Genomic DNA, 22,508 nt, shown 5'->3' with positions numbered 1-22,508 from the left:
CGTTGGCGTACCTATGCCGAGCCGAGGATGCGGGCAATGGCTTCCGCGACGATCGCGTCGAACAGGTCGCCGGTCGGGAAGCCGGCATCGAGCCACGCCTGCTCGATCGCCTGCAGCGTTTTCGCGACGAGCGGGCCCTGGGGAACACCGCGGGCGATGAGCGCGCCGCCGCCGAGCGGGAGCCTGGGCAACTCCCATGTGGCGATGCTGGCGGCGTCGGCGGGGCGGGCGTCGATCAGCAGTCGGTCGACGGCGGAAGTATTGCCGAGGCGATAGGCATGGGCCTGGGGACTTCCGAAATTGGTCGGGTCGACCGCCTGGGCAAGGCGCTTGCGGTCCTTGAGCGACATTTTGAGGCGCGAGGCGATCTTCTCGGCGATGAGCGGATCGCGCGGCAATAGCGCGGCGAGGCGGCGGAGCGAATCGGCAGGGATGTTTGCCTGCCGCTCGGCGAGGATCAGCGCAGCGAGCGGGGCCGAGTCGGTAATCTCGGGCAGGACCGGGCGGAAAATGCCATGGTCGATCATGATCGCGAGGGTCGACACGGGGTCGGGTAGGCCGAGCAGGTTCATCAGCTCATAGGCGATCCGCTCCCGCGACAGCGCCATCAGGTCATTGGCGCGGGCGGTGCAGGCGGCGAGCGCGGGGGCGTCGGGCGCGCCCTGCCCGAAGCGCGCATAGAAGCGGAAAAAGCGCAGGATTCGCAAATGATCCTCGGCGATGCGAACCAACGGGTCGCCGATAAAGCGCACCCGGCGAGCGTCGAGATCGGCAAGACCCTGACCAGCGGGATCGCTGACCTCGCCCGTTAGCGGGTCGGCGTAGAGCGCGTTGATGGTGAAGTCGCGGCGCGAGGCGTCGGCCGCCCAGTCGTCGGTGAAGGCGACCGTGGCGCGGCGCCCGTCGGTGGCGAGGTCGGCGCGCAGCGTGGTGACTTCGACGACGGTGCCCGAGGTAATGGCGGTGATCGTGCCATGGGCAAGCCCGGTCGGGACCGACTTGATCCCGGCGGCGGTGAGCCGGTCGATGACCTCGGTGGGCACGAACCGGGTCGACAGGTCGAGGTCGGAAATATCCGAGCCGAGCGCGAGGTCGCGGACCGCGCCGCCGACGAAGCGGCAGGCGCCGTCTGTGGCGTCGAGCGTGTCGAGCAAATGGCGGATGCCCGGCCGATCGAACCAGGCCGCAGGATCAAGCTTCATGAAGCCGCCGCGACAGGTTGACGAGCATCGCCGCGGTCGCGCCCCAGATGCGGCGACCCTGCCAGTTGATCTGGATATAGCCACCGGCGCGGCCGTTGATCTGCGCGACCCTTTGGTCGTGGTTGGCGGGGTCGAGGATATAATCGAGCGGGGCTTCGAACCAGTCGGCGACTTCGGCCGGATCGGGCCTGAGCGAAAGGTCGGGGGGCACGACTCCGACGACCGGGGTCACGCGATAGTTGGTGATGGTGCGATAAGCGTCGGCGAGCCCGCACAGCGCGACGCTGGCGGGTTCGATGCCCAGCTCCTCCCAGGCTTCGCGAAGCGCGGTGTGGGCGGGGTCGCGGTCATCATCGTCGACCTTGCCGCCGGGAAAGGCGACCTGCCCCGGGTGCATCCGCATTTCCTCGGGGCGGACGATGAACAGCACGCCGGGGTGGGGCCGGTCGGTCACCGCGATCAGCACCGCCGCCTCCCGGGTGTCGCCGATATCGTCGTCGAGGTCGCCCGACGACAGGCCCGGCGGCGCGGCAAGGGCGAGCGCGGCGGTGAGGCGGGCGACCAGGCTCATGCGGGATCGCCTAGGGCGAAGAACGCGCCGTCGGACCAGATCCCTGGGGGATTGGCGGCTTCGGCCAGCGCGATTTCGGCCAGCTCATAATAAAGCGGGCGCGACAGTTCCGCCTCGAGCCCGCCTCGGACAAGAACTCGCGGCGAGGGGCCGTGAGGCGTGTCGACCAGCGTCAGCGGGTGGGCCGGGCCGACGATCAGCGCGTCGGTGCGGTCGATCTCCAGCCCGAGTCGGCGCTCCCGGCCTTCGCCCTCGCTGGTCATGGCAATGGCCCGGAACGGGGTCGATTCGACGATGATGGTGAGCCGCTCGGCGGGGGTGACGAGGACGAAGCTGCCGTCGGGCTCGCGGCGAAGGACGGTCGAGAACAGGCGGATCATCGCCTCGCGCTCGATCGGATCACCGCGATAGGTCCAGCGGCCGTCGCGGTGAATGACCATCTGGCTGTCCCCGCAATGGTCGGGATGCCACTGGTCGACCGGGGGCAGGCTGCGCCCCGAAATCGCCTCGGCGAGCCCGGCGAGGGAGTGGCCGGCGAGCGTGACGGGAGGGTGGGTTTCGGGCATTGCGAGTGCCTTACGCGCGGCCGGTCCGCGATTCCAGCCTTGCACTGCGGCCATGGCACCGGCAGGGGCCGAGCCATGGGCGCAGAGCAACAGCAAACGGCGATCGTCACCGGCGCGGGCAAGCGCGTCGGGGCCGACATGGCGCGCGCGCTGATCGCGGCGGGCTGGCGCGTGGTGGCTCACGTCCATCATGACGGCGACGTGGTGCCCGAAGGCGCGGTGAAGGTCGTCGCCGACCTGGCCCAGCCCGACTTCGGCGCGCGAATCATTGCGGCAGCGGGCGATTCGCCGACGCTGCTGGTCAATAATGCAGCGCGCTTTGCTGAGGACGGCTTTGGATCCTTCAGTGTCGCCGAGTTCGACGCGCACATGGCAATCAACGTTCGCGCCCCGGCGCTGCTGATCGAGGCGTTCGCTAAGGTTGCGCCGCGCGGTGCGCTGGTGGTCAACCTGCTCGACGCCAAGCTGGCCGCGCCCAACCCCGATTTCCTTAGCTACACTTTATCGAAACAGGCGCTGGCCGGGCTGACCGAGCTCGCCGCGCGGGGGCTGGCGGGGCAGGGGATCAGGGTCAACGCGATCGCGCCGGCGCTGATGCTGCCTTCGGGCAAGCAGGGCGAGGCGAATTTCGCGGCAGTCCATTCGCTCAACCCGCTCGGCCTGGGGGTCGAGCCCGGCGACGTTATTCGTGCGCTATTTTACCTGCTTGAGGCGGCGACCATGACCGGCCAGACGCTGACCATCGACGGTGGCCAGCGCTTTCTCGGACTGCCGCGCGACGTTCAATTTCTGGAGATGAAATGACAAATCTGAAGCCGCTCGACGGGCTGATCCCGGCGGGCATCCGGGTGCGCCAGAGCCGAATCATGCTCGATCGGCTCGAAGTGATGACCGATATCGGTTTTCACGACTTCGAAGTGGGCAATCCGCAGCGATTGTTAATTACCGTCGAATTGTGGCTGCAATCGATGACCGTGCCCGCAAACGATGCCCCCGAGGAGGCCTGGGACTATGATTTCCTGCGCGAGGAAATCCGCCGAATCGCGGGCTCGAGGCGGTTTAACCTACAGGAAACATTGTGCCATGCGCTGTTCGAGCGGTTCGCCGCGATGCACGGGGTGACCGACCTCAGGGTCGCCAGTTCGAAGCCCGACATCTATCCCGATGCGGCCGGCGTGGGGGTCGAGATCGCCTCCTTTGGGCGTCTGGAGCGCAATTAGAGGCCATTGCGTGTCGGAAACGGAACAAAATCGGTTGCGGCACCATTGAGCGTTCATTAATGAACTGCTCTTCGCCACTGATGATACATTGTAATGTCAGTGGCGAGCGAACCCGGACCAGGGTGTTTCAAAACCCGGTTCGGACGTGGAAAACACCCACGACCACACGAGGAGAGTTGCGGCTTAATGGCATACGCAAATCGCAAGCAAATGAGCTCCAACCGCACGGCGTCGATCATCGTGGTGGCGCTGCTGCACGTTGTCCTCGGATACGCATTGGTGACAGGCCTGGCCTATAACGTCATCAAGAACGCAGCGAGTGACCTCAAGACGTTCGACGTCAACGAGCCGCCGCCGCCGCCGGAGGAAAAACCACCTCCCCCGGAGAAGCAGCCCAACACGCCGCCGCCGCCACAGGTGGTCGCTCCACCGCCGCTGGTCCGCACCAACATCGTCACGCCGCAGATCCAGACGGTGTCGATTGCGCCGCCGCCGGTGATCACGCCGACGGCTCGCCCGGCACCACCCGCCCCGCCGGCACCACCCGCCCCGGTCAAGCGCGAATCGGCGCGTGCCAAGGGTAGCCTCGTGGGGCTGTTCTCGCCTGAGGATTATCCCAACTCGGCGCTTTCGGCGAACGAGCAGGGGACGACGGCCGTGCGCCTGACGATCGGTACCGATGGTCGCGTGTCGGGATGCGAAGTGACAAGCGGGAGCGGCTCGTCCGCCCTCGACACCGCCACTTGCAACATCCTTCGCCGCCGTGCCCGCTTCAGTCCGGCAATGGACAGCAACGGGCAGCCGACGAGCGATAGCTACTCCCAGCGGATTACCTGGCGGGTTCCCGCCGAATAATTGAACCCGACACCGCAATTTTTTCGAAGGAATTATACGATGCAAGCAGCTCCCGCCGCCACCGCCGCTCCGGCCGCAGGCGACAACCCATATGGCCTTTTCCAGGCGCTCCATGAAGGCGGCGTCATTTCATGGTCGGTGTTCATCATCCTGGTGATCTTCTCGATCGGCACCTTCTACATCCTGTTCACAAAGTGGCTGCAGCAGCAGAAGATCATGAACCAGGGCAACAAGGTTCGCGCCAACTTCTGGAACTCGCCCAATCTTCGCGAAGCCTCGACCAAGCTCGAAGCCAAGAGCGCCTATCGCTCGATCGTCGACGACGCGCTGGTGGCGCAGGACCAGCATGGCAAGCTGACCGATCCGATCGATCAGCATGACTGGATGGCAAGCTCGCTGGCGCGCAGCCAGGGCGGCATCAGCAACCGCCTCGGTGAAGGCCTCGCCTTCCTCGCGACCGTCGGTTCGACCGCGCCGTTCATCGGCCTGTTCGGAACGGTCATCGGCATCTATCGCGCGCTGATCAAGATCGGTGCGTCGGGCGATGCGTCGATCACCACGGTCGCCGGCCCGGTCGGCGAATCGCTGATCATGACCGCGCTCGGCCTGGTCGTCGCGGTTCCCGCGGTGCTCGCCTACAACTGGCTGATCCGCCGTAACAAGTCGATCGTCGAGGATCTCGCGGCGTTCACCAACGACGTTCATGGCTACATCATGTCGGGCGGCAACGTGAAGCCCAAGATGATGGCTGCCTCGGCGGCCCCGGCGGTCAAGGCTCCGGCCGCGGCTCCGATCAAGCCGGCTGGCGACCCCGTCAACCGTTAGGCGTAACAGGCCGGGCGAGGACATTCCCCGCCCGGCCGGTTTGCTTCACGAAGTTTGAAGAATCAAGGAAAGCCACAGCCCATGGCAATGAGCGTTAAGCAAGAAGGCGGCGATGAAGACGTGCCGATGTCGGACATCAACACGACTCCGCTCGTCGACGTCATGCTGGTGCTGTTGATCATCTTCCTGATCACCGTCCCGGTTGTCATCCAGAGCGTCCCGGTCAAGCTGCCGAAAGTTCGCTACGAAGTGACGCAGACCAAGCCCGAGAATGTCTCGCTGTCGATCAACGGCAGCCCCGACGGCACGTGCAATGTCTATTGGAACATGAAAAAGCTCACTTCCAAGGAATTGCTCGATCGTGCGGTCCAGAATCTGAAGGACCAGATCGACAAGGTCGGCGGCGCGCAGAACATCACCGAGGATAATATGCCCGAAGTGCATATCCGCGGTGACATCAACACCCCGTATCGCTGCATCGGCGGGGCCGTTTACACAATGCAGCTCGCCGGGTTCGCCAAGGTCGGCTTCATTTCGCAACCGGGCGTCGGTGGCGCCCCGATCGCGCGCAATTAAAGTTTAGGAGCGTTTCGCCATGGCGATGCAAACTACGGGCTCGAATGCCGAAGGCCAGCCCATGATGGAGATGAACACGACGCCGTTGATCGACGTCATGCTCGTCCTCCTGATCATGCTGATCGTCACGATTCCGCCGCAGACTCACGCGGTCAAGCTTGACCTGCCGCAGAATACCAACTCGCCGCCGCCGCCGGTGGAGCCGACCAAGAACAAGCTGGTGATTACGCAGGCGGGGCAGGTGCTTTGGAATGGCACGCCGGTGACGCTGACCCAGCTGCGCACCTATCTCGACGTGTCGCAGCAGATGAACCCCGTGCCGGAACTTCATCTCCAGCCCGAGCCGAATGCGCGCTATGAGCTGGTCGACGAAGTGATGGCGGTGACCAAGCGGGCGCAAGTCACCAAGATGGGCTTCGTCGGCAACGAGGCCTATTCCAACTTCTGACGAGTTAAACTCGATCGGCGTGCCGGTTGATGTGAGGGCGGTTCCGCAAGGGGCCGCCCTTTCTCGTTGGGGGCGGGTCTAGCGCGTCGATGTAGCGTTGGGGCCTAGCGCGCTGGCGGGTCGATCGTCTCGACCTCGCGTCCAAGCCGCCAGTCATGCTCGCCTTCCTCCTGGGTCGAGACCGGCTGTCCCGCCCGATTGCGCGCCGGGCGGAAGCGATAGCGCTGGGTCGCGATCCGGCAGGTTGCCTGGTCGAGCAGACGATTGCCGCTCGATTCGGTGACCCGGCAATCGGTCAGCCGCCCGTCGAGCGTGATGGTGAAGCTGAACACCACAGTGCCCTGCGCGCGGACGACAAGCGCCTCCTTCGGATAATCACTGCCGCTTATCCCGCCCGACAGGAGCACCGGTTCCGCTGCTCCGCCGCCACCGCCGCCGCCGCTTCCGTCACCCGACACCCCGCTGCCCGTCCCATTGCCGATCCCGCCGCGCCCGGTGCCCGGTCCGTCGATCGTTGCTGCACCCGATTTGGGCGCCGTCCCCCGGCCCGCCACCGGGGCGGCCTGGATCGGCGGAGGCGGGGGCAGCTTTGCTTTTGGCGCGGCGACCTCGCTCGGGGTATTTTGCTTCGCCGGGGGAGCAGCGGCGCCCTCCGGATCCTTCGGCTTGCGGGTCTCTGACTTCGCCTGTTCGGGCGGCGGCGGGACGGGGGTCGGGGGCTGGTCGCTCAGCGCGAACAGCTTGAGCGCCTCGTCGGGACGCGGGATGTTATGGACCCCAAGCCCCGACATGATGCCATAGCCGATGGCGAGGTTGATCGCGGTCGCTAGCACCGCCGATCGGATCCGGTCACGCGGGGTCGAGAGGGGGCGGCGCATCATCATCCAATGACGCGCGCCGCCGCTAGTTCCAATCCCCTAACTCGGCGTCAAACCGGATGGAAGCCGAGCGACAGCCCGTCCATGCAATAGCGAAGCCCGGTCGGCTTTGGCCCGTCGTCGAAGACATGGCCCAAATGCCCGCCACAGCGGCGGCAATGGACTTCACGACGGACCATCCCCAGGGTCGAATCGCGAGTCTCGGCGACCGCGCGGGGCAGGGGAGCATAGAAACTGGGCCAGCCGGTGCCACTCTCGAACTTGGTCGTCGACGAGAATAGCGGCAGTGCACAGCCGGCACAGACGAACGTGCCGCGGCGATGCTCCTTGAGCAGCGGGCTGGTGTAAGGCACCTCGGTCCCGCCCTCGCGCAGGATGTGAAAGCGCTCCGCGCCAAGCTGGCGGCGCCATTCGGCGGGGCTGCGACGGACCTCATATTTGCCGGGCGCGGCCTCGGCCGGGGACTTGCCGAACCCGGCGATCATCATCACCCCGGCGGCCATTGCGACGGTGCCAAGCCCGAAGACCTCGCGGCGTGATAAATTCGTCATCAACATTCTCCTGGTCGCGGCAATTCGCCGCGGGATTTGCAGGAAAATACGCTCGAGCGCCTGAACGGGATGCGAACGACGCCAATTTGCTTCATGGCAGGGCAATGATCGGGCGCGGAGGGACTATCGGCAACGGCCGTTCGACAGGGAGCAAGCGATGCGCAACTATGTGACCGGGCTGGGCTATATGACGATGGCGGGGGTGGCCATGGCGCAGGCACCGAAACCGGCCCCGCCGTTGGTCCCTCAGCCAGTCCATTCCGAGCGTATCGAGGTTCAGGCCCATCGCCAGCTGTTCATCGCACCCTCGGGCGAACCGTTCCGCGCGATCGCGGGGGCGCCCTATCCGGTTGCGGCGTGGTTCGCGCAGGCCGATGCCAATCACGACGGGCGGATCGATCTTGGCGAGTTCAACGCCGACTTCATGCGCTTCTTCGACCGGCTCGACACCAATCATGACAGGATGCTGAGCAGCGCCGAGATCAAGGCCTATGAAACCGATTTCGCGCCCGAGGTGGCGGCCGATTATGGCGCCAACTTCGTCAGTTCCCCCGACCGTTTTCGTAGTAGCAGCGGTGCTAGCGGTGGCGGCGAGAGTGGCGGCAGCAGCGACGGATCGGGCCCGCCCAGCGCCGCCGTCGGGCAAAGCCGCGAAATAGAGAATGACCTCGGCGCGGCCCTCGGCGGCGGCGGTCGCTATGGCCTGATCGCGATCGCCGAGCCCGTCGCGGCGATGGACACCAGCTTCAGCGGCCATGTCAGCCGCGGCGAGGCGCAGGCGGCGGCGCAGCGCCGGTTCAACCTGCTCGACCCCGATGACAAGGGCGCGATCGGCTTGAACGACCTGCCGCGCACCATCGCCGAACAACGCAGCGCGCGCCGGCGTTAGAGTCTGATCAGCTTCGCTGGTTCGGCACCGGCCCGCACCCCCACCCGGCCAACCCACACGGTAAACTGATTGGGTTGGCCGGGTGGGGGTGCGGGCCGGTGCCGTTCTCCGCAAAAAGACTCTAGGCCGCGATCAGCGGCCAGGCGATCGCGAGCAGCGTAGCGATCAGCACGGCAAGACTGCTGCCTAGTACGGCAATCGCACGCAGCCCCGCGCCGCGTGCGGTGACTGCTACCACCCCCATCTTGAAGATCATGTTGACCGCCACCGTGCCGCCGATCGCCAGCGCCGCGAGCGACGGGGACAGGGCGCCCGGGGCAAGTCCCGCCAGCGTGACGATCGCGGCGTCGACGTCGACGCTTCCGGCGATGAACAGCGACCAGGCGGTGCCACTTTCGCCGAAGCTCGCCTGCGCCCAGCGAACGAGCAGCGCCGCGCCGGCGACCGCGACTAGGAAACCGAGCGCAGGCAGCAGCGCAATCGGGTTGCCGATGACTTTCGGCGTTCCGGTCTCGGGCTCGCGTGCCGACCACCGCCAACTGACCAGCGCGACGACCCCACCGACGATGAGGGCGGGGCCGATCGCGAGCGCCATCGGCCACAATGCAGGGGCGGCAAGCAGCGCGATCAGGATCAGCACGCGGACGTACATCACCGCGCTGGCGATCGCGATCCCGGCGGTGAACGGCCCTTGCTCGCCCGCGCGGATCCGGGCCGAGAGTGACGCCGTGACCGCAGTCGAGGAATAAGCCCCGCCGATGATCGCGGTGGCCAGCGTGCCGCGCCGCTCGCCGATCAACCGGTTGGCGATATAGCCGACGAGGGAAAAGCCCGTGACCAGCACCACTACCAGCCATAACTGGAACGGGTTCCACGCCTGGTAGGGCCCGAGCCGATGGTTGGGCAGGAAGGGCAAAATCCCACCCGCGATGGCGGCATAATAGGTCAGTGCGTCAATGTCCTGGCGGCTCAGTCGGCGGACGAAGCGGTGCGACTGTTCGCGCACCGCAAGCACCAGTGTCGTCGCCGCCGCGCCGGCAATCGCGATCCCCGCCATCCCCGATCCCGCAAGCAACCCGACCGACAGCGCGATGATCGCCGCGACCAATGTCGTCGTGTCGCGATCGCGTTCGGCCGGGGTGCGGGCATAGCCAACGATCAGGATGCCGACGATTCCGGCGAGCGGGATGGCGCCGATCAGCGGCCCCAGCGTGGCCACGATCAACGCGTCGAGTCCCCCGGCGGCGCCGAGCAGGGTGAAGGTGCGGACCCCGGCGATGCGCGACCCGGCCCGGCGTTGCCGCAAGTGCCAGCCGCGCTCGATGCCGATCAGCAACCCCGCGGCCACCGCGGTGATCAGCCCGCGAACGATGACCCAGTCGAGCAAGAGATGCTCCTCTCGGCCCCCGTCCTAGCGCGAATTAGCCCGCCGCGCGACGCCTAGCTCAGGCCGCGACATCGTCGAACTGGAGGCGGGCGAGGCGGGCGTAGAGGCCGTCCTGAGCGTTGAGGCTGGCGTGAGTGCCGCTCTCGACGATCCGCCCGGCGTCCATCACCACGATGCGGTCGGCGGCGCGGACGGTCGCGAGGCGGTGGGCGATGACGATCGTCGTGCGATGCTCCATCAGCCGGTCGAGCGCGTCCTGGACCAGCCGTTCGCTTTCGGCATCGAGCGCCGAGGTCGCCTCGTCGAGCAGCAGCAGCGGCGCATCGCGAAGCAGCGCGCGGGCAATCGCGATCCGCTGGCGCTGCCCGCCCGACAATCGCGCCCCGCCTTCGCCCATGAACGTGTCGAGCCCATCAGGCAGCGCGCGCAGGAAGGTTTCGGCATTGGCATCGCGCGCCGCACGCCACAATTGGTCGTCGCTCGCGTCCCACTGACCATAGCGCAGATTGTCGCGCGCCGAGGCGGCGAACAGCACCGTTTCCTGAGGAACCATCGCGATCCGCGCGCGAATGTCGGCCGGGTCGGCGTCCTTGAGGTCGATCCCGTCGAGCAGAACGCGCCCGGCCTGCGGGTCGTAAAAGCGCTGGGCGAGCTGGAACAGGGTGGTCTTGCCCGCGCCCGACGGTCCGACCACCGCCAGCCGCTCATTGGGTGCGACGGCCAGCGTGAAATCGGCGAGCGCCGAGACTTCGGGCCGGGTCGGGTAGCGGAAAGTCACTTGCTCGAACGACAGCGCGCCGCCGCCGGGCGACGCGAACCGAACCGGATTGGCTGGCGGGCTGATGTCGGGGGTGGCGTTGAGCAATTCGCTCAACCGCTCGGACGCGCCCGCCGCGCGGAGCAGGTCGCCATAAGTCTCGCTCAGCGCCCCGAACGCCCCCGCGAGCAACCCGCCATAGAGCACGAACGCGGCGATCGTCCCGCCACTCATCCGCCCAGCGGCAACGTCGATCGCGCCCTGCCAGATGACCAGGGTGATCGCGCTGAACATCAGGGCGATGACAATCGCGGTCATGAACGCGCGCAGCAGCATCCGCTTCTTGGCGGTCGCGAACACCGTCTCGACCGCGCTCGTGAAGCGCCCGGTCTCACGCGCTTCCTGCCCGAACGCCTGGACGATCTTCATCGCGCCGAGCACTTCGGAGGTGACCGCGCCGACGTCGGCGATGCGGTCCTGGCTCTTGGTCGACACGGCGCGCACCCGCCGCCCCAGCACCACGATTGGCCCGACGATCAGCGGGATGCCGAGGAGCATCATCCCCGCCAGCTTGGGCGACAGCACGAACAGGATGACCAGGCAGGCGATCCCCATGACGATATTGCGCAGCGCGACCGACACGGTGGTGCCGACGACCTGTTCGATGATTGTGGTGTCGACCGTCAATCGCGAGGTAATTTCGGCCGGGCGATTCTCCTCGAAGAACCCCGGCGACAGGCGCAGCAAGTTGCGATGCACCGCAAGCCGAATATCCGCCACTGTCCGCTCGCCGAGCCACGAGACGAAGTAGAATCGCGTCGCGGTGGCCAGCGCCATCACGATCACCAGCAGCAGCAGATATTCGAACCAGCGCGCGATGCCCGCCGTCCCGGCCGTGCCGAACCCCTTGTCGATGATCAGCTTGAACGCCCACGGCACCCCCGATGTCGCGGCGGCAGCGAGCAGCAGCGCCAGGGCGGCGATCGCGATCCGGCCCGGATAATGGGATGCGAACCGCCAGATCATATTGAGGCTGGAGATGCTGCGGCCCTTGGGGCGCGCCGGAGTGTTGGCCATGGGCAGCGCCTAGCAGGGTGAGGCACGCTGCTCAATCGCGCCCGATGCCGCTACCACTTATGGTGCAGCTGCGAAGAACCGCTTGCCGCGGGAGCGAAAGCCGCGCACATCGGTTGTCACGCTAAAGTCTCGCTCGGGAAATCGCATGCTTTACGACGCCTATGAAGTGCAGAAGTCGATGATGGCCGGGGCGAGCAAGATCGCCGGGCTGAGCGCAGACTGGCTTAACCACCCGTCCAACCCCTTGAGCTACATGTCGATGGGCCCGATGGTCGCGGCCTCGCTCGACGTGTTCAGCCACGCCTCGGCGCCGCGCGGCAAGCCGGACTTCGGGATTGTGGAGACGAAAGTCGGCCGCAAGAGCGTCGTCGTCCGCGAGGAGTTGCTTGCCCGCCAGCCATTTGGCCAGCTCAAGCATTTCGTGAAGGAAGGCAGCGTCAAGGATGGGGTCGGGGGCCAGCCGCCGCTGATCATCGTCGCCCCGATGTCGGGCCATTATGCCACCCTGCTGCGCGGCACGGTCGAACGGATGCTGCCCAGGCACGATGTGTTCATCACCGACTGGCGCGATGCCAAGCTGGTGCCGATGTCCGACGGGCGCTTCAATCTCGACGATTATATCGACTATCTGATCACCTTCTGCGCGACGATCCACCAGAAGACCGGCCAGCGTCCGCACATGCTCGCGGTGTGCCAGCCGTCGGTCCCCGCGCTCGCCGCGGTCGCGCTGATGAACGAGGACAAGAATCCCGCGCGCCCGCTGACCCTGACCATGATGGGCGGCCCGATCGACACGCGCGAGGCGCCGACCGCGGTCAACACGCTGGCCACCGAGCGCCCCCACAGCTGGTTCAGCCGCAACGTCATCGCGACCATCCCGATGATGTATCCGGGCGCCGGGCGGAAGGTGTATCCGGGTTTCCTGCAGCTTGCGGGCTTCATGACGATGAACCTTGGCAGCCACATGATCAGCCATTTCGAGCTGTTCAAGCATCTGGTGAAGGGCGACGACGACAGCGCCGATTCGACCCGCGCTTTCTATGAGGAATATCGGTCGGTGTGCGACATGACCGCCGAATTCTACCTCCAGACGATCGACGCGGTGTTCCAGCGTCACCTGCTGCCAAAGGGCGAGTATGACCATCGCGGACGCCGGGTCGATGTCGGCAAGGTGCGTGACACCGCATTGCTGGCGATCGAGGGCGAACGCGACGATATCTCGGGCGTGGGCCAGACCAAGGCCGCGCTGAAACTCGCCACCGGGCTGAAGGCGGGCCAGAAGAAATATTATCTGGCCGAAGGGGTTGGCCATTACGGCATCTTCAACGGCCGCAAGTGGCGCGAGCAGATTGCCCCGGTGGTCGATCAGTTCATCGTCGACCATGGCGAGGCCAGGCCGCTCCGCAGGGCCGCCTAGCTCGCCACCTTAACTGGGGGGCGTGACGTCCTTCATCCTGGGCTGGCCGAGCGTGTTGATCGACCCCAGCACCCGCTTCATGAAGCGCCGCGCCTTGTACACCAGCCAGCCGGTACCGAGCACGATGAACACCGCGACGATCGCTGCCAGTACCGGATTGGCGATCGCCAGCGCCATCAGCCCGGTCGTCACGACATCCTCGCCGGCCGACACCGCGATGTTCGAATAGGGTTCGGGGCTGGCGTTGACCATCGCCCGCGCCCCCGCCTTGCCGGTGTGCGCCAGCAGCGCCGCGCCCCCGCCAAGCAGGAAGCTGACGACCTGCAGCGTGGTGTTCGAGCTGTCGACGATCGCCAGGCTGAGCAGCGCGCCGCCGAGCGGCCGGATGAAGCTGTGGATCGCGTCCCATGCGCTGTCGACGAACTGGATCTTGTCGGCGAAGAACTCCGCGAACGTCCCCACCGCCGCCGCGCCGATGACCCACGGATTGGCGAGGACATCGAGCATGTGGAGATTGGCGGGAAGCGCGATCCAGCCGAAATGCATCGCCAGGCCCGTGACCAGCGTCACGAGGTACAGGCGCCACCCGGCAAGCAGGCTGGTCGACGCCGCCAGCGAAAAGAGTTCAACCGGACCCATATGCGTTCCTTCGCGCGGCGTGTGGCAGGAGAGGTGGGGCGGTTCGCAGTCGGGTGCAAGTGGCGGCGTTTGCGGGCTAGTAGCTCGCCCCGACGAAATACAGCCCCTCCGGCGGCGCGTTGAACCCCAGCGCGGCGCGGTCCTTCGCCTCCAGCGCCGCGCTCATGTCGTCCGCTGACCACACCCCGCGCCCGACCATCATCAGGCAGCCGACCATCGACCGCACCTGGCGATGAAGGAAGCTGCGGGCTTCGGCGTGGACGTGGATTTCATGGCCGACCCGCTCGACCTCGAGCCGGTCGAGCGATTTTACCGGGCTCGCCGACTGGCAATGCGATGATCGGAAGGTGGTGAAATCGTGAAGCCCGATCAGCCGGGCCGCGCCTTCGTTCATCGCGGCGATGTCGAGCGCGACGGGGACATGCCACACCCGCCCACGATCGACCGCTGGCGGGGTGCGCCGGTCGAGGATGCGGTAGCGATACCGCCTTGCGGTGCAGCTGAATCGCGCATGCCAGTCATCGGCGACGATCGCGGTGTCGAGGATCGTCACCGGCGCCGGGCGGACGAGCGCATTGAGCCCTTCGCGCAGCTGGTGCGGAGTCATCTCCTTCGCAATATCGGCATGCGCCTCCATCGCCAGCGCATGGACCCCGGCATCGGTCCGCCCGGCGCCATGGACCAAAGCCTGCTCGCCGGTCATGTGGGCGATGGCATCCTCCACCGTCGACTGGATACTCGGGCCATTGGCCTGCCGCTGCCACCCGACGAACGGGCCGCCGTCATACTCCAGCGTCAGCCGCCAGCGAGTCATTCGACACTCATCGGCAAAGAGAAACCGCGCAGCAGCTCGGCCGGCGACATCGCCCCGCGACCGGCCCGCTGGACCCGCAACGGCCGGATCGCGCCGCTCCCGCAGGCAATGGTCAGCTGCTCGTCGAGGACCGTTCCGGGCTCGGCCTCGCCGGCGACGACCTCGGCGCCAAGCAGCTTGATCCGCTCGCCATTGGCTTCGAACCACGCACCCGGCGAAGGGGCGAAGGCGCGTACCTGCCGCTCGATCGCGACGGCATCGCGCGACCAGTCGATCCGCGCTTCGGCCTTGTCGATCTTGGCGGCGTAGGTGATCCCCTCGGCAGGCTGCGGACGGGGCGGATAAGCCGCTGGATTCGCGCACCATTCAACCATCGCCGCGGCGCCGATTCTGGCAATCTCGTCAGTCAGTTGACCGGCATCCACACCGTGTCCGAGCGTCTCCCGCTCGATCAGCATTGGCCCGGTATCGAGCCCCTTCTCCATCTGCATGATCGTCACCCCGACCCGGTCGTCGCCCGCCAGGATCGCGCGCTGCACCGGCGCCGCCCCGCGCCACCGCGGCAGCAGCGAACCATGGACATTGACGCAGCCCAGCCGAGGCGCGGCAAGGACCGCCTCAGGCAGGATCAGGCCATAGGCCGCGACCACCGCGACATCGGCATCGAGCGCGGCAAAGGCGGCCTGCTCGGCGGGGTCGCGCAAGGTCGCGGGATGGCGCACCATGATGCCCAGCGCCTCGGCCCGCTCATGGACCGCAGTCCGCCGCTCGCCCTTGCCGCGACCCGCTGCTCGGGGGGGCTGGGTGTAGGCGCACACCAGCTCGTGCCCCGCCGCGACGAGGGCGTCGAGGGTCGGCAGCGCGAAGTCGGGGGAACCCATGAAGATGATCCGCATGGGAGACGCCTATGCCGACCCTTGCCCGCCTCGCCAAGCGCCCTATGTCGGTAGCGATGGCTTCCGAACTCGACGCACTCAGTACTGCCCTCGCGCGGCTCCCCGGTCTGGGCCCGCGATCGGCGCGGCGCGCGGTGCTGCATTTGGTCAAGAAGCGCGAGGCGGCATTGGAGCCGCTGCTGGCCGCGTTGCAGGCAGTGGCCGACAATCTGGTGAGCTGTACGGTGTGCGGCAATGTCGACACGGTCGATCCGTGCCGGCTGTGCGAGGACCCGCGCCGCGATGCGCGATTGCTGTGCGTGGTCGAGGAAGTCGCCGACCTGTGGGCGCTCGATCGGTCGCGGCTGTTCCCGGGGCGCTACCATGTGCTTGGCGGGCGGCTGTCGGCGCTTGAGGGGATCCGCCCCGAAGACCTCGGCATCGACACGCTGGTCGGGCGGGTCGCGGCGGGCGGGATCGACGAGGTCGTGCTGGCGATGAACGCGACGCTCGAGGGGCAGACCACCGCCCATTACCTCGCCGAGCGGCTGGAAAAATATCCCATCCGCCTGACCCAGCTGGCGCATGGACTGCCGGTTGGCGGCGAGCTCGATTACCTCGACGAAGGCACGCTGGCGCAGGCGCTCAGGGCCCGGCGCCCGGTTTCGTGATCTGCCTCCCGGGTTGAAGTCGCGGGAGCAAAAGACTAATTCGCGGCCATGGCCATTCTTCGCATCCTCGAAACGCCCGACCCCGTTCTGCGCCAGATCTCGACCCCGGTCGAGGCGGTCGACGACGATCTGCGCGCGTTGATCGCCGACATGTTCGAAACGATGTACGACGCGCCGGGCATTGGCCTTGCGGCGGTCCAGGTAGGCGTGCCCAGGCGACTGCTGGTGATGGACTTGGGCGAACCCGTCGAAGAGGGCGGCGAGATGGTCAAGGAACCGCGCGTCTTCATCAATCCCGAGATCTTGACCACGTCCGACGACGAGGTGCCGTATAGCGAGGGCTGCCTGTCGGTGCCCGACCAATATGCCGACGTCTATCGCCCCGACCGCATCCGCGCCCGCTGGCTCGACGAGGCTGGCGTGCGCCATGAGGAGGAGCTCGAAGGTCTGCTCGCGGTGTGCCTGCAGCACGAGATGGACCATCTCGAGGGCATATTGTTCATCGACCACCTGTCGCGGCTGAAGCGCGAGATAGTGCTCAAAAAGCTGGCTAAGGCCCGCAAGGAACGCGGGCTCAAGGCCGCCTGACCGGCCGGATCGCGGCGGCGAGAGTTCGCTCCGATCCGGCGCCATGCTTCACCCTTCCTTTCGGAATGGGAGACGAAGACGATGGCATGACCTGCCCCACTTCCGATGTCCCCGAGGCGGAAATCGTCGAGCGGCGAGTGTCACGAGCCATGATCCCGCGCGAAGGGCTCCGCGACCTTCTGTCGATCTCGTCGGCACGCGAGCCGATACTTGTTGCCATTCGGGGCGAGCAGTTACGCGAACTGCTCAGGCTAACCCCGCTCGCGCAACTCCTTGCCATTTTCACTGTCCTGCTGATGGGGTGGGAGCTTAGACATGCCGTATCCTGGCCCGCGCTGATCGGTTGGATGATGGCGTCAATCTTCGTCGCCTGCGCCCGCATCATCCGGGCCAAAATGCTCAAACTGCGGATCGAGCGACAGATTCCGCCAAATGCGTTGCCCGAAACGACGGTCCTTGTCGCCGTTGCAGCGCTGCTGTGGGTCGTGCCGCCACTTCTGTGGTCGCCCATGCTTCCGCAGCACCACCAGATCATGATCGGAATGGTCTTGCTCGGTCTGATGTCCAGTGGCGCGACATCGCTCGGCATCGCGCCGATGGCCGCATTAGTCTTCATTCTAGTCCTTGGCGTAGGTCAGGTGCGGATGACCATTTACCACGAGAGCATCGCTGAGACATTGCTCGCCGCGACCATTCCGCTGAGCATGATTCAGTCGATCCTAGCGAATGGGCGCGTGTTCGTCCGGCAAATTAATTCGCGTTGCGATCTTGAGGAGCAGGGCCAGCTGATCAGCCTGCTGCGCGAGTTCCAGTCGAGCGGAAGCGACTGGCTGTGGGAGCTCGATGCCGATCTGAACATTCGATACCTGTCGATCGGCATGGCAAGGTCGATCGGACGACCCGTCGCCGAGTTGATCGGAACCAGCGCGCGCAAGCTGATCGATCCCGGCAATCGTCATTCGGCCCTGTCCGAAGGGACGCGCGCGCTGTTCGCCGCGATCGGCGGTGGCCAGTCGTTCCACGAAATCGCCTTTCCGACGATCGACGGAAAACGCTGGTTCTGCATGTCGGGACGGCCGGTGCGCGACGAATGGCGCGTAATTACGGGGTGGCGCGGTGTGGCGTCGGACATCACCCTGCAACGGGCGGGACAGGGCACCGACAGTATCAAGATTGCCCGGCGCGATCCTCTCACTGGGCTCGGCAACCGCCTTTTGGTGCGTGAAATGATTGAGGAAGCCCGGCTTCGCCAGATCGCCGGCGATGGCCAGTGTGTTCTGCTGTTGCTCGATCTCGATCGCTTCAAGCTGGTCAATGACACGCTAGGTCATGCCGTCGGCGACCAGCTGCTGATCGAGGTCGCCAGGCGGATCACGGCAGTGTGCGGGGAGAATGCCGGGGTTGCCCGGCTTGGCGGTGACGAGTTCGCAGTGGTCTGGCGAGCTGCGTCGGATACGCTGACGCTGGTCACGCTGGCCGAAGCCATTGTCGCGACGATGAACGAGGGCTTCATCATCGGCGCGACCCCGATTCACGTTGGCGTGTCGATTGGCGTTGCCCGGGCGCCGATCGACGGCGTCACCGAGGGCCATCTCATGCGCAGCGCGGACCTGGCGCTCTATCGCGCCAAAGAGCAGGGGCGGGGATGCTCGGCCTTTTACGAGCCGTGGATGCTGGCCAAGGCGCAGGCCGACCGTTTGCTCGAAAATGACGTGCGTGAGGCGGTCAGGCGCGGTGAATTGCACCTCGCCTATCAGCCGATTCTCGACGCGGCGTCGATGGACGTGGTCGGCCATGAGGCGCTGCTGCGCTGGTCGCATCCCCAGCGCGGGTCCATCTCACCGGATGTATTCATCCCGATCATCGAGGATGTTGGGCTGATTCACCAGATCGGCGACTGGGTCATTCGCGAGGCCTGCCGCCAGGCTGCGACCTGGTCCAGCGAGTGGCGAGTCGCGGTCAATGTTTCGGTCGCGCAGCTGACCGGAGCGGGCTTGCACGAGACCGTCGCGGAAGCGTTGCGAGACAGCGGGCTCGCGCCCCATCGGCTCGAGATCGAGGTCACCGAAAGCGTTTTCATGGGGGATGACACGGCAACGCTGGGCGCGCTGTCGAACCTTCGCAGCCTTGGCGTACGCCTCGTCCTCGACGATTTCGGCACGGGCTATTCAAGCTTCGGATATTTGACTCACAGCTTTTTCGCCAAGATCAAGATCGACCAGATGTTCGTCCGGGCGGCTGCCAATGGTCAGCGCGAAAGCATGGCGATTGTCGGGTCGATCCTGGCCCTCGCCAAGGGATTGGGAGTCGAAACCACAGCCGAAGGGATTGAAACCGCAGCGCAGGCCGAGCTGATGGCACACCTCGGCTGCTCGCAGTTGCAGGGCTTCCTGTTCGGTCGCCCAATGTCCGCCGATGCCGTCCGGCAGGCTCAACATCGTCCGGTTAAGGCGCCCGAACCGATCCGCCGCCGTGCCTGACCCCTTTCCAGCGTGGCCAACCGCCTCTAAAGCGCCCCCTCATTGGGGCGTCGCCAAGTGGTAAGGCACCGGCTTTTGATGCCGGCATTCGCAGGTTCGAATCCTGCCGCCCCAGCCAGCTTTGCTGGAATAGGCCCAGCTTTGGCCGATCCCGTACGATGGGTCCTCGGGGCGCGGGAAGTCGACCTTGCCTGCGGCGCGACCGAAACCAACCAGGTCGGCAACCAACGAAATATATATGGAATGGGTCGCCGACGACGATCGAGCCGATGGAAAACCGCGACCGAATATGGCCGGGTGAAGCAGGAGACCGCCAAGGCGATGCAGCTGATCGACCTTGTCGTGGATTTTGGTCTCAATGCTCAGCATCGGTGCTTGAGCCCTTGATTGCGCGGCGAAACTCGTTCTTGGTCGAATGATGGGCAAGGGCGATCATGACGAACGGGCTGGTGCGAGAGGCGGCGGTGCGCTTCGCCTTCACGGTACGATCGCGCGCGACCTGGGAATGAAGATCGTGTCGGGGGAGATCAAGCCCGGCGACATCCTCGATGGCGAGATTGAGGCAAGCGGGTTGCTCAACGTTTCGCGGACCGCTTACCGTGAGGCGGTGCGGATCCTGTCGGCCAAGGGACTGGTCAGTTCACGCCCCAAGATCGGAACGAGGGTCAGCCCGCGCGAGCAATGGCATTTGCTCGATCCCGACGTGCTCGGCTGGATTTTCCGGTCCGAGCCAGAGGAATCGCTGCTCGACGGTCTGTTCGAGCTCCGCCGGATCGTCGAGCCCGAAGCGGCGGCACTGGCCGCCGTGCGACGCACCGAGGCACAGGTCGAACGGATGACGGTCGCACTGGAAGCTATGGCTACCCACAGCCTGGCGACCGAAGCAGGGCGCGCCGCCGATCAGGAGTTTCACTCGGCACTGCTCGAGGCGTCGAACAATGCTTTCCTCATATCGATGATCCCCGGGGTCGGCGCGGCGGTGGCATGGACCACGGTGTTCAAACAGCGCCAGGTGCCGCTTCACCGCGATGCGATCCCCGATCACCGCAAGGTGCTCGACGCGGTGGCGGCCAAGGACCCGGCCGCGGCCCATGCGGCGATGGCGCATCTGGTCGACCTGGCGCTGTTCGACACGCGGCACGCGCGCGAACTGATCTACGAGGAAAGATCGGGCGGCGCCTGAGGCGCGACCGCGTCAGATCGCGTTTGGCCATGACCAGCAGTCCTTGTCCGACCCGATCGGCCGGATCCGGAGTGGTCGCTGCTCAGTGATTGTGGCGCGGGACGCCGATGCGCTGCGCGATCCGCTGATATTGCTCGGCGCCTTCGAGGATTGCTCCCGATTCGAGCTGGCCGACGGTGGCGCGCTGGATCGCTTGCCAGGGAGTCTGGCTCGCGGGATATTTGTAGCCGCCGCCCGCATCGAGTTCCGCCCGGCGACGCGCAATTTCATCGGGATCGACGAGCATGTTGGCTTGACCGGTATTGAGATCGATCCGTACGCGGTCTCCCGAGCGAAGCAGCGCAAGCCCACCCCCCGCGGCAGCTTCGGGTGAGGCGTTGAGGATCGAGGGTGAGCCTGACGTTCCCGACTGGCGTCCGTCGCCAATGCAGGGGAGGGCATGGATACCGTCTTCGATGAGGTGCACCGGCGGGCGCATGTTGACCACCTCGGCGGCGCCCGGATAGCCGATCGGGCCCGCACCGCGCATCACCAGCAACGTGCGATCGTCGGCGCCGAGGTCGGGGCTGTCGATCCGCGCATGATAATCCTCGGGACCGTCGAACACGATGACCTTGCCTTCGAACGCGTTGGGATCGTCTGGGTTGGACAGATACCGTTTGCGAAAGTCGGGCGAGATGACCGATAATTTCATGATCGCGCTGTCGAACAAATTGCCACGCAGGATCGAGAATCCGGCTGCCTCCTTGAGGGGTGCATCAAAGCGGCGAATGACTCGCTCGTCTTCGATCGTCGCGTTGCGGATCTCGTCGGCAAAGGTCGAGCCGGTGACGGTGATTGCGTCTTCGCTGATCAGTCCCTGCTTTAGCAATTCGGCAGCGACGGCGGGGACGCCCCCGGCACGGTAATAATCCTCGCCGAGATATTCCCCGGCTGGCTGGAGGTTGACGAGCAAAGGGATGTCTCGCCCGAGCCGCTGCCAATCATCGAGAGGAAGGTCGACTCCCATGTGCCTGGCGATCGCGGCAAGGTGGATCGGAGCATTGGTCGATCCGCCGATAGCGGCACTGACGACGATCGCGTTGTGGAAGGCGCTAAGCGTCATGATGTCCGATGGCTTTCGGTCGGCATGGACCATTTCGACGATCCGCTTGCCGGTCTCGTAGGCACATTCCTGCCGGTCGCGGTACGGAGCGGGGATCGCAGCCGATCCCGACAGCGACATGCCCAGCGCCTCGGCCAGGCTGTTCATCGTCGTGGCGGTGCCCATCGTGTTGCAATAGCCCGTCGACGGGGCCGACGAGGCCACCAGCTTGATGAACCCCTTGTAATCAATCTCGCCGGTCGCGAGCAGCTCGCGCGCTTTCCACACGATCGTGCCCGAACCGGTCCGCTCGCCCTTGAACCATCCGTTGAGCATCGGCCCGACCGACAGCGCGATCGCCGGGATATTGACCGTGGCGGCGGCCATCAGGCACGCCGGGGTGGTCTTGTCGCAACCAATTGTCAGGACCGTGCCGTCGAGCGGATAGCCGAACAAAGTCTCGACCAGCCCGAGGTAGGCGAGATTGCGGTCGAGCCCGGCGGTCGGGCGCTTGCCTGTCTCCTGGATCGGATGAACAGGAAATTCGATCGCGATCCCGCCCGCCTCGCGAATACCCTCGCGCAATCGATCGGCAAGGACGAGATGGTGGCGGTTGCACGGCGACAGGTCGCTTCCGGTCTGGGCGATACCGATGATCGGGCGATCCGACTGTAGCTCTTCCAGGCTCAAACCGAAGTTCATGTAGCGCTCGAGATAGAGCGCGGTCATGTCCGGGTTCGACGGATCGTCAAACCATGCCCGCGAACGGAGAGGGCGTCGGGGCATGTCACTCACGATCTGATAATCCTCTCGCTTCGATACGCCTATGTAATCAGACAAATAAATCAGGACAAGGACTGCGTTTACGTTAGACGAAGCATACGCCTGATAGCTGCTGGGCGGGAGGTCTTTGCAAGCGCGTCCTGGCGGCCTCCCGAAAGGAATCTGTGATGGT

Annotated in this window: 23 protein-coding genes and 1 tRNA gene; 13 read left to right on the top strand and 11 right to left on the bottom strand. The window is 65.8% G+C overall.

The genetic code is table 11. The features are described from left to right. Nucleotides 1-11 precede the first annotated feature (11 nt). Genes U1700_RS09390 through U1700_RS09380 form a run of 3 tightly spaced genes read right to left on the bottom strand, consistent with a single transcriptional unit; the run spans nucleotide 12 to nucleotide 2,339 of the window. Entirely contained in the window at nucleotides 12-1,202 is a 1,191-nt protein-coding gene (locus tag U1700_RS09390) for a CCA tRNA nucleotidyltransferase (RefSeq protein ID WP_332752185.1), read from the bottom strand. Beyond that, nucleotides 1,192-1,773, bottom strand: a complete 582-nt coding sequence (locus tag U1700_RS09385; protein ID WP_332752183.1) for a CoA pyrophosphatase — start codon at nucleotides 1,771-1,773, stop codon at nucleotides 1,192-1,194. Before U1700_RS09385 ends, U1700_RS09390 begins: the two co-directional genes overlap by 11 nt. Then, nucleotides 1,770-2,339, bottom strand: a complete 570-nt coding sequence (locus U1700_RS09380; RefSeq protein ID WP_332752182.1) for a DUF1285 domain-containing protein — start codon at nucleotides 2,337-2,339, stop codon at nucleotides 1,770-1,772. The genes U1700_RS09385 and U1700_RS09380 overlap by 4 nt, the downstream gene beginning before the upstream one ends. Nucleotides 2,340-2,414: 75 nt before the next feature. Here U1700_RS09380 and U1700_RS09375 point away from each other — a divergent pair, with 75 nt between their 5' ends. The 6 genes from U1700_RS09375 to U1700_RS09350 all read left to right on the top strand — a co-directional run bounded on the left by U1700_RS09375 (nucleotide 2,415) and on the right by U1700_RS09350 (nucleotide 6,263). Then, entirely contained in the window at nucleotides 2,415-3,143 is a 729-nt protein-coding gene (locus U1700_RS09375; RefSeq protein ID WP_332752180.1) for an SDR family oxidoreductase, read from the top strand. Further along, entirely contained in the window at nucleotides 3,140-3,559 is a 420-nt protein-coding gene (locus U1700_RS09370) for a dihydroneopterin aldolase (RefSeq protein ID WP_332752178.1), read from the top strand. Before U1700_RS09375 ends, U1700_RS09370 begins: the two co-directional genes overlap by 4 nt. A 210-nt stretch (nucleotides 3,560-3,769) precedes the next feature. Further along, entirely contained in the window at nucleotides 3,770-4,414 is a 645-nt protein-coding gene (locus U1700_RS09365) for an energy transducer TonB (RefSeq protein WP_443025917.1), read from the top strand. A gap of 39 nt (nucleotides 4,415-4,453) precedes the next feature. Next, the gene (locus tag U1700_RS09360) at nucleotides 4,454-5,239 is read left to right on the top strand and encodes a MotA/TolQ/ExbB proton channel family protein (protein ID WP_332752174.1); all 786 of its coding nucleotides are present in this window, start codon (nucleotides 4,454-4,456) and stop codon (nucleotides 5,237-5,239) included. Between the two features lie 81 nt (nucleotides 5,240-5,320). Then, nucleotides 5,321-5,815 (top strand): ExbD/TolR family protein, encoded by a 495-nt coding sequence (locus U1700_RS09355; protein WP_332752172.1) that lies wholly within the window; start codon nucleotides 5,321-5,323, stop codon nucleotides 5,813-5,815. A gap of 19 nt (nucleotides 5,816-5,834) precedes the next feature. After that, nucleotides 5,835-6,263, top strand: a complete 429-nt coding sequence (locus tag U1700_RS09350) for an ExbD/TolR family protein (RefSeq protein ID WP_332752170.1) — start codon at nucleotides 5,835-5,837, stop codon at nucleotides 6,261-6,263. A 104-nt stretch (nucleotides 6,264-6,367) separates the two neighbouring features. Here the strand turns inward: U1700_RS09350 and U1700_RS09345 are convergent, their stop codons facing one another. Together U1700_RS09345 and msrB are read right to left on the bottom strand one after the other, a co-directional pair. Then, complete coding sequence (locus tag U1700_RS09345; protein ID WP_332752169.1) at nucleotides 6,368-7,141, bottom strand: energy transducer TonB; 774 nt, start codon at nucleotides 7,139-7,141, stop codon at nucleotides 6,368-6,370. A 50-nt stretch (nucleotides 7,142-7,191) separates the two neighbouring features. Continuing rightward, complete coding sequence (gene msrB, locus U1700_RS09340; RefSeq protein WP_443025916.1) at nucleotides 7,192-7,692, bottom strand: peptide-methionine (R)-S-oxide reductase MsrB; 501 nt, start codon at nucleotides 7,690-7,692, stop codon at nucleotides 7,192-7,194. 157 nt (nucleotides 7,693-7,849) lie between these two features. On the opposite strand from msrB, the gene U1700_RS09335 reads away from it, so the two are divergent. Next, nucleotides 7,850-8,581, top strand: a complete 732-nt coding sequence (locus U1700_RS09335) for an EF-hand domain-containing protein (protein ID WP_332752167.1) — start codon at nucleotides 7,850-7,852, stop codon at nucleotides 8,579-8,581. 121 nt (nucleotides 8,582-8,702) lie between these two features. Here the strand turns inward: U1700_RS09335 and U1700_RS09330 are convergent, their stop codons facing one another. Both U1700_RS09330 and U1700_RS09325 read right to left on the bottom strand, forming a co-directional pair. Further along, on the bottom strand, nucleotides 8,703-9,968 hold the full coding sequence (locus U1700_RS09330) for an MgtC/SapB family protein (RefSeq protein ID WP_332752165.1): 1,266 nt from the start codon (nucleotides 9,966-9,968) through the stop codon (nucleotides 8,703-8,705). Nucleotides 9,969-10,026: 58 nt separating this feature from the next. Next, on the bottom strand, nucleotides 10,027-11,802 hold the full coding sequence (locus U1700_RS09325; RefSeq protein ID WP_332752162.1) for an ABC transporter transmembrane domain-containing protein: 1,776 nt from the start codon (nucleotides 11,800-11,802) through the stop codon (nucleotides 10,027-10,029). Nucleotides 11,803-11,947: 145 nt separating this feature from the next. On the opposite strand from U1700_RS09325, the gene U1700_RS09320 reads away from it, so the two are divergent. Next, nucleotides 11,948-13,219, top strand: a complete 1,272-nt coding sequence (locus U1700_RS09320) for a polyhydroxyalkanoate depolymerase (protein WP_332752160.1) — start codon at nucleotides 11,948-11,950, stop codon at nucleotides 13,217-13,219. A 9-nt stretch (nucleotides 13,220-13,228) separates the two neighbouring features. Here the strand turns inward: U1700_RS09320 and U1700_RS09315 are convergent, their stop codons facing one another. From U1700_RS09315 to fmt, 3 genes are all read right to left on the bottom strand, one after another. Further along, nucleotides 13,229-13,858, bottom strand: a complete 630-nt coding sequence (locus U1700_RS09315) for a DUF4126 domain-containing protein (RefSeq protein ID WP_332752158.1) — start codon at nucleotides 13,856-13,858, stop codon at nucleotides 13,229-13,231. Nucleotides 13,859-13,934: 76 nt separating this feature from the next. Further along, nucleotides 13,935-14,672, bottom strand: a complete 738-nt coding sequence (truA, locus tag U1700_RS09310) for a tRNA pseudouridine(38-40) synthase TruA (RefSeq protein WP_332752156.1) — start codon at nucleotides 14,670-14,672, stop codon at nucleotides 13,935-13,937. Then, on the bottom strand, nucleotides 14,669-15,568 hold the full coding sequence (gene fmt / locus U1700_RS09305; protein WP_332752154.1) for a methionyl-tRNA formyltransferase: 900 nt from the start codon (nucleotides 15,566-15,568) through the stop codon (nucleotides 14,669-14,671). The genes truA and fmt overlap by 4 nt, the downstream gene beginning before the upstream one ends. A gap of 56 nt (nucleotides 15,569-15,624) precedes the next feature. Here fmt and recR point away from each other — a divergent pair, with 56 nt between their 5' ends. The 5 genes from recR (at nucleotide 15,625) to U1700_RS09280 (ending at nucleotide 20,469) form a co-directional block, all read left to right on the top strand. Further along, nucleotides 15,625-16,218, top strand: a complete 594-nt coding sequence (gene recR, locus U1700_RS09300; RefSeq protein WP_332752301.1) for a recombination mediator RecR — start codon at nucleotides 15,625-15,627, stop codon at nucleotides 16,216-16,218. A 48-nt stretch (nucleotides 16,219-16,266) separates the two neighbouring features. After that, the gene (gene def / locus U1700_RS09295) at nucleotides 16,267-16,806 is read left to right on the top strand and encodes a peptide deformylase (RefSeq protein ID WP_332752153.1); all 540 of its coding nucleotides are present in this window, start codon (nucleotides 16,267-16,269) and stop codon (nucleotides 16,804-16,806) included. Between the two features lie 86 nt (nucleotides 16,807-16,892). Beyond that, complete coding sequence (locus tag U1700_RS09290; RefSeq protein ID WP_332752152.1) at nucleotides 16,893-19,286, top strand: putative bifunctional diguanylate cyclase/phosphodiesterase; 2,394 nt, start codon at nucleotides 16,893-16,895, stop codon at nucleotides 19,284-19,286. Between the two features lie 43 nt (nucleotides 19,287-19,329). Continuing rightward, nucleotides 19,330-19,404 (top strand) — tRNA-Gln (locus tag U1700_RS09285). A gap of 300 nt (nucleotides 19,405-19,704) precedes the next feature. Continuing rightward, nucleotides 19,705-20,469: a FadR/GntR family transcriptional regulator gene (locus tag U1700_RS09280; RefSeq protein ID WP_443025923.1), complete on the top strand. Its 765-nt coding sequence runs from the start codon at nucleotides 19,705-19,707 to the stop codon at nucleotides 20,467-20,469. A gap of 82 nt (nucleotides 20,470-20,551) precedes the next feature. On the opposite strand, the gene U1700_RS09275 is transcribed toward U1700_RS09280, so the two are convergent. Further along, nucleotides 20,552-22,339: an IlvD/Edd family dehydratase gene (locus U1700_RS09275; RefSeq protein WP_332752148.1), complete on the bottom strand. Its 1,788-nt coding sequence runs from the start codon at nucleotides 22,337-22,339 to the stop codon at nucleotides 20,552-20,554. Nucleotides 22,340-22,508 lie beyond the last annotated feature (169 nt).

The sequence above is a fragment of the Sphingomonas sp. RB1R13 genome, from assembly GCF_036663775.1.
Lineage (GTDB): Bacteria > Pseudomonadota > Alphaproteobacteria > Sphingomonadales > Sphingomonadaceae > Sphingomicrobium.
The sequence above is the reverse complement of the archived record's forward strand: the minus strand, read 5'-3'. Positions and strand labels throughout refer to the sequence as shown.

Bases quoted from the DNA above. Each gene is read 5' to 3' on its own strand.
- U1700_RS09390 (WP_332752185.1), bottom strand. From the start codon at position 1,202: ATGAAGCTTGATCCTGCGGCCTGGTTCGATCGGCCGGGCATCCGCCAT.
- U1700_RS09385 (WP_332752183.1), bottom strand. From the start codon at position 1,773: ATGAGCCTGGTCGCCCGCCTCACCGCCGCGCTCGCCCTTGCCGCGCCG.
- U1700_RS09380 (WP_332752182.1), bottom strand. From the start codon at position 2,339: ATGCCCGAAACCCACCCTCCCGTCACGCTCGCCGGCCACTCCCTCGCC.
- U1700_RS09375 (WP_332752180.1), top strand. From the start codon at position 2,415: ATGGGCGCAGAGCAACAGCAAACGGCGATCGTCACCGGCGCGGGCAAG.
- U1700_RS09370 (WP_332752178.1), top strand. From the start codon at position 3,140: ATGACAAATCTGAAGCCGCTCGACGGGCTGATCCCGGCGGGCATCCGG.
- U1700_RS09365 (WP_443025917.1), top strand. From the start codon at position 3,770: ATGAGCTCCAACCGCACGGCGTCGATCATCGTGGTGGCGCTGCTGCAC.
- U1700_RS09360 (WP_332752174.1), top strand. From the start codon at position 4,454: ATGCAAGCAGCTCCCGCCGCCACCGCCGCTCCGGCCGCAGGCGACAAC.
- U1700_RS09355 (WP_332752172.1), top strand. From the start codon at position 5,321: ATGGCAATGAGCGTTAAGCAAGAAGGCGGCGATGAAGACGTGCCGATG.
- U1700_RS09350 (WP_332752170.1), top strand. From the start codon at position 5,835: ATGGCGATGCAAACTACGGGCTCGAATGCCGAAGGCCAGCCCATGATG.
- U1700_RS09345 (WP_332752169.1), bottom strand. From the start codon at position 7,141: ATGCGCCGCCCCCTCTCGACCCCGCGTGACCGGATCCGATCGGCGGTG.
- msrB (WP_443025916.1), bottom strand. From the start codon at position 7,692: ATGACGAATTTATCACGCCGCGAGGTCTTCGGGCTTGGCACCGTCGCA.
- U1700_RS09335 (WP_332752167.1), top strand. From the start codon at position 7,850: ATGCGCAACTATGTGACCGGGCTGGGCTATATGACGATGGCGGGGGTG.
- U1700_RS09325 (WP_332752162.1), bottom strand. From the start codon at position 11,802: ATGGCCAACACTCCGGCGCGCCCCAAGGGCCGCAGCATCTCCAGCCTC.
- U1700_RS09320 (WP_332752160.1), top strand. From the start codon at position 11,948: ATGCTTTACGACGCCTATGAAGTGCAGAAGTCGATGATGGCCGGGGCG.
- U1700_RS09315 (WP_332752158.1), bottom strand. From the start codon at position 13,858: ATGGGTCCGGTTGAACTCTTTTCGCTGGCGGCGTCGACCAGCCTGCTT.
- truA (WP_332752156.1), bottom strand. From the start codon at position 14,672: ATGACTCGCTGGCGGCTGACGCTGGAGTATGACGGCGGCCCGTTCGTC.
- fmt (WP_332752154.1), bottom strand. From the start codon at position 15,568: ATGCGGATCATCTTCATGGGTTCCCCCGACTTCGCGCTGCCGACCCTC.
- recR (WP_332752301.1), top strand. From the start codon at position 15,625: ATGGCTTCCGAACTCGACGCACTCAGTACTGCCCTCGCGCGGCTCCCC.
- def (WP_332752153.1), top strand. From the start codon at position 16,267: ATGGCCATTCTTCGCATCCTCGAAACGCCCGACCCCGTTCTGCGCCAG.
- U1700_RS09290 (WP_332752152.1), top strand. From the start codon at position 16,893: ATGACCTGCCCCACTTCCGATGTCCCCGAGGCGGAAATCGTCGAGCGG.
- U1700_RS09280 (WP_443025923.1), top strand. From the start codon at position 19,705: ATGGGCAAGGGCGATCATGACGAACGGGCTGGTGCGAGAGGCGGCGGT.
- U1700_RS09275 (WP_332752148.1), bottom strand. From the start codon at position 22,339: ATGCCCCGACGCCCTCTCCGTTCGCGGGCATGGTTTGACGATCCGTCG.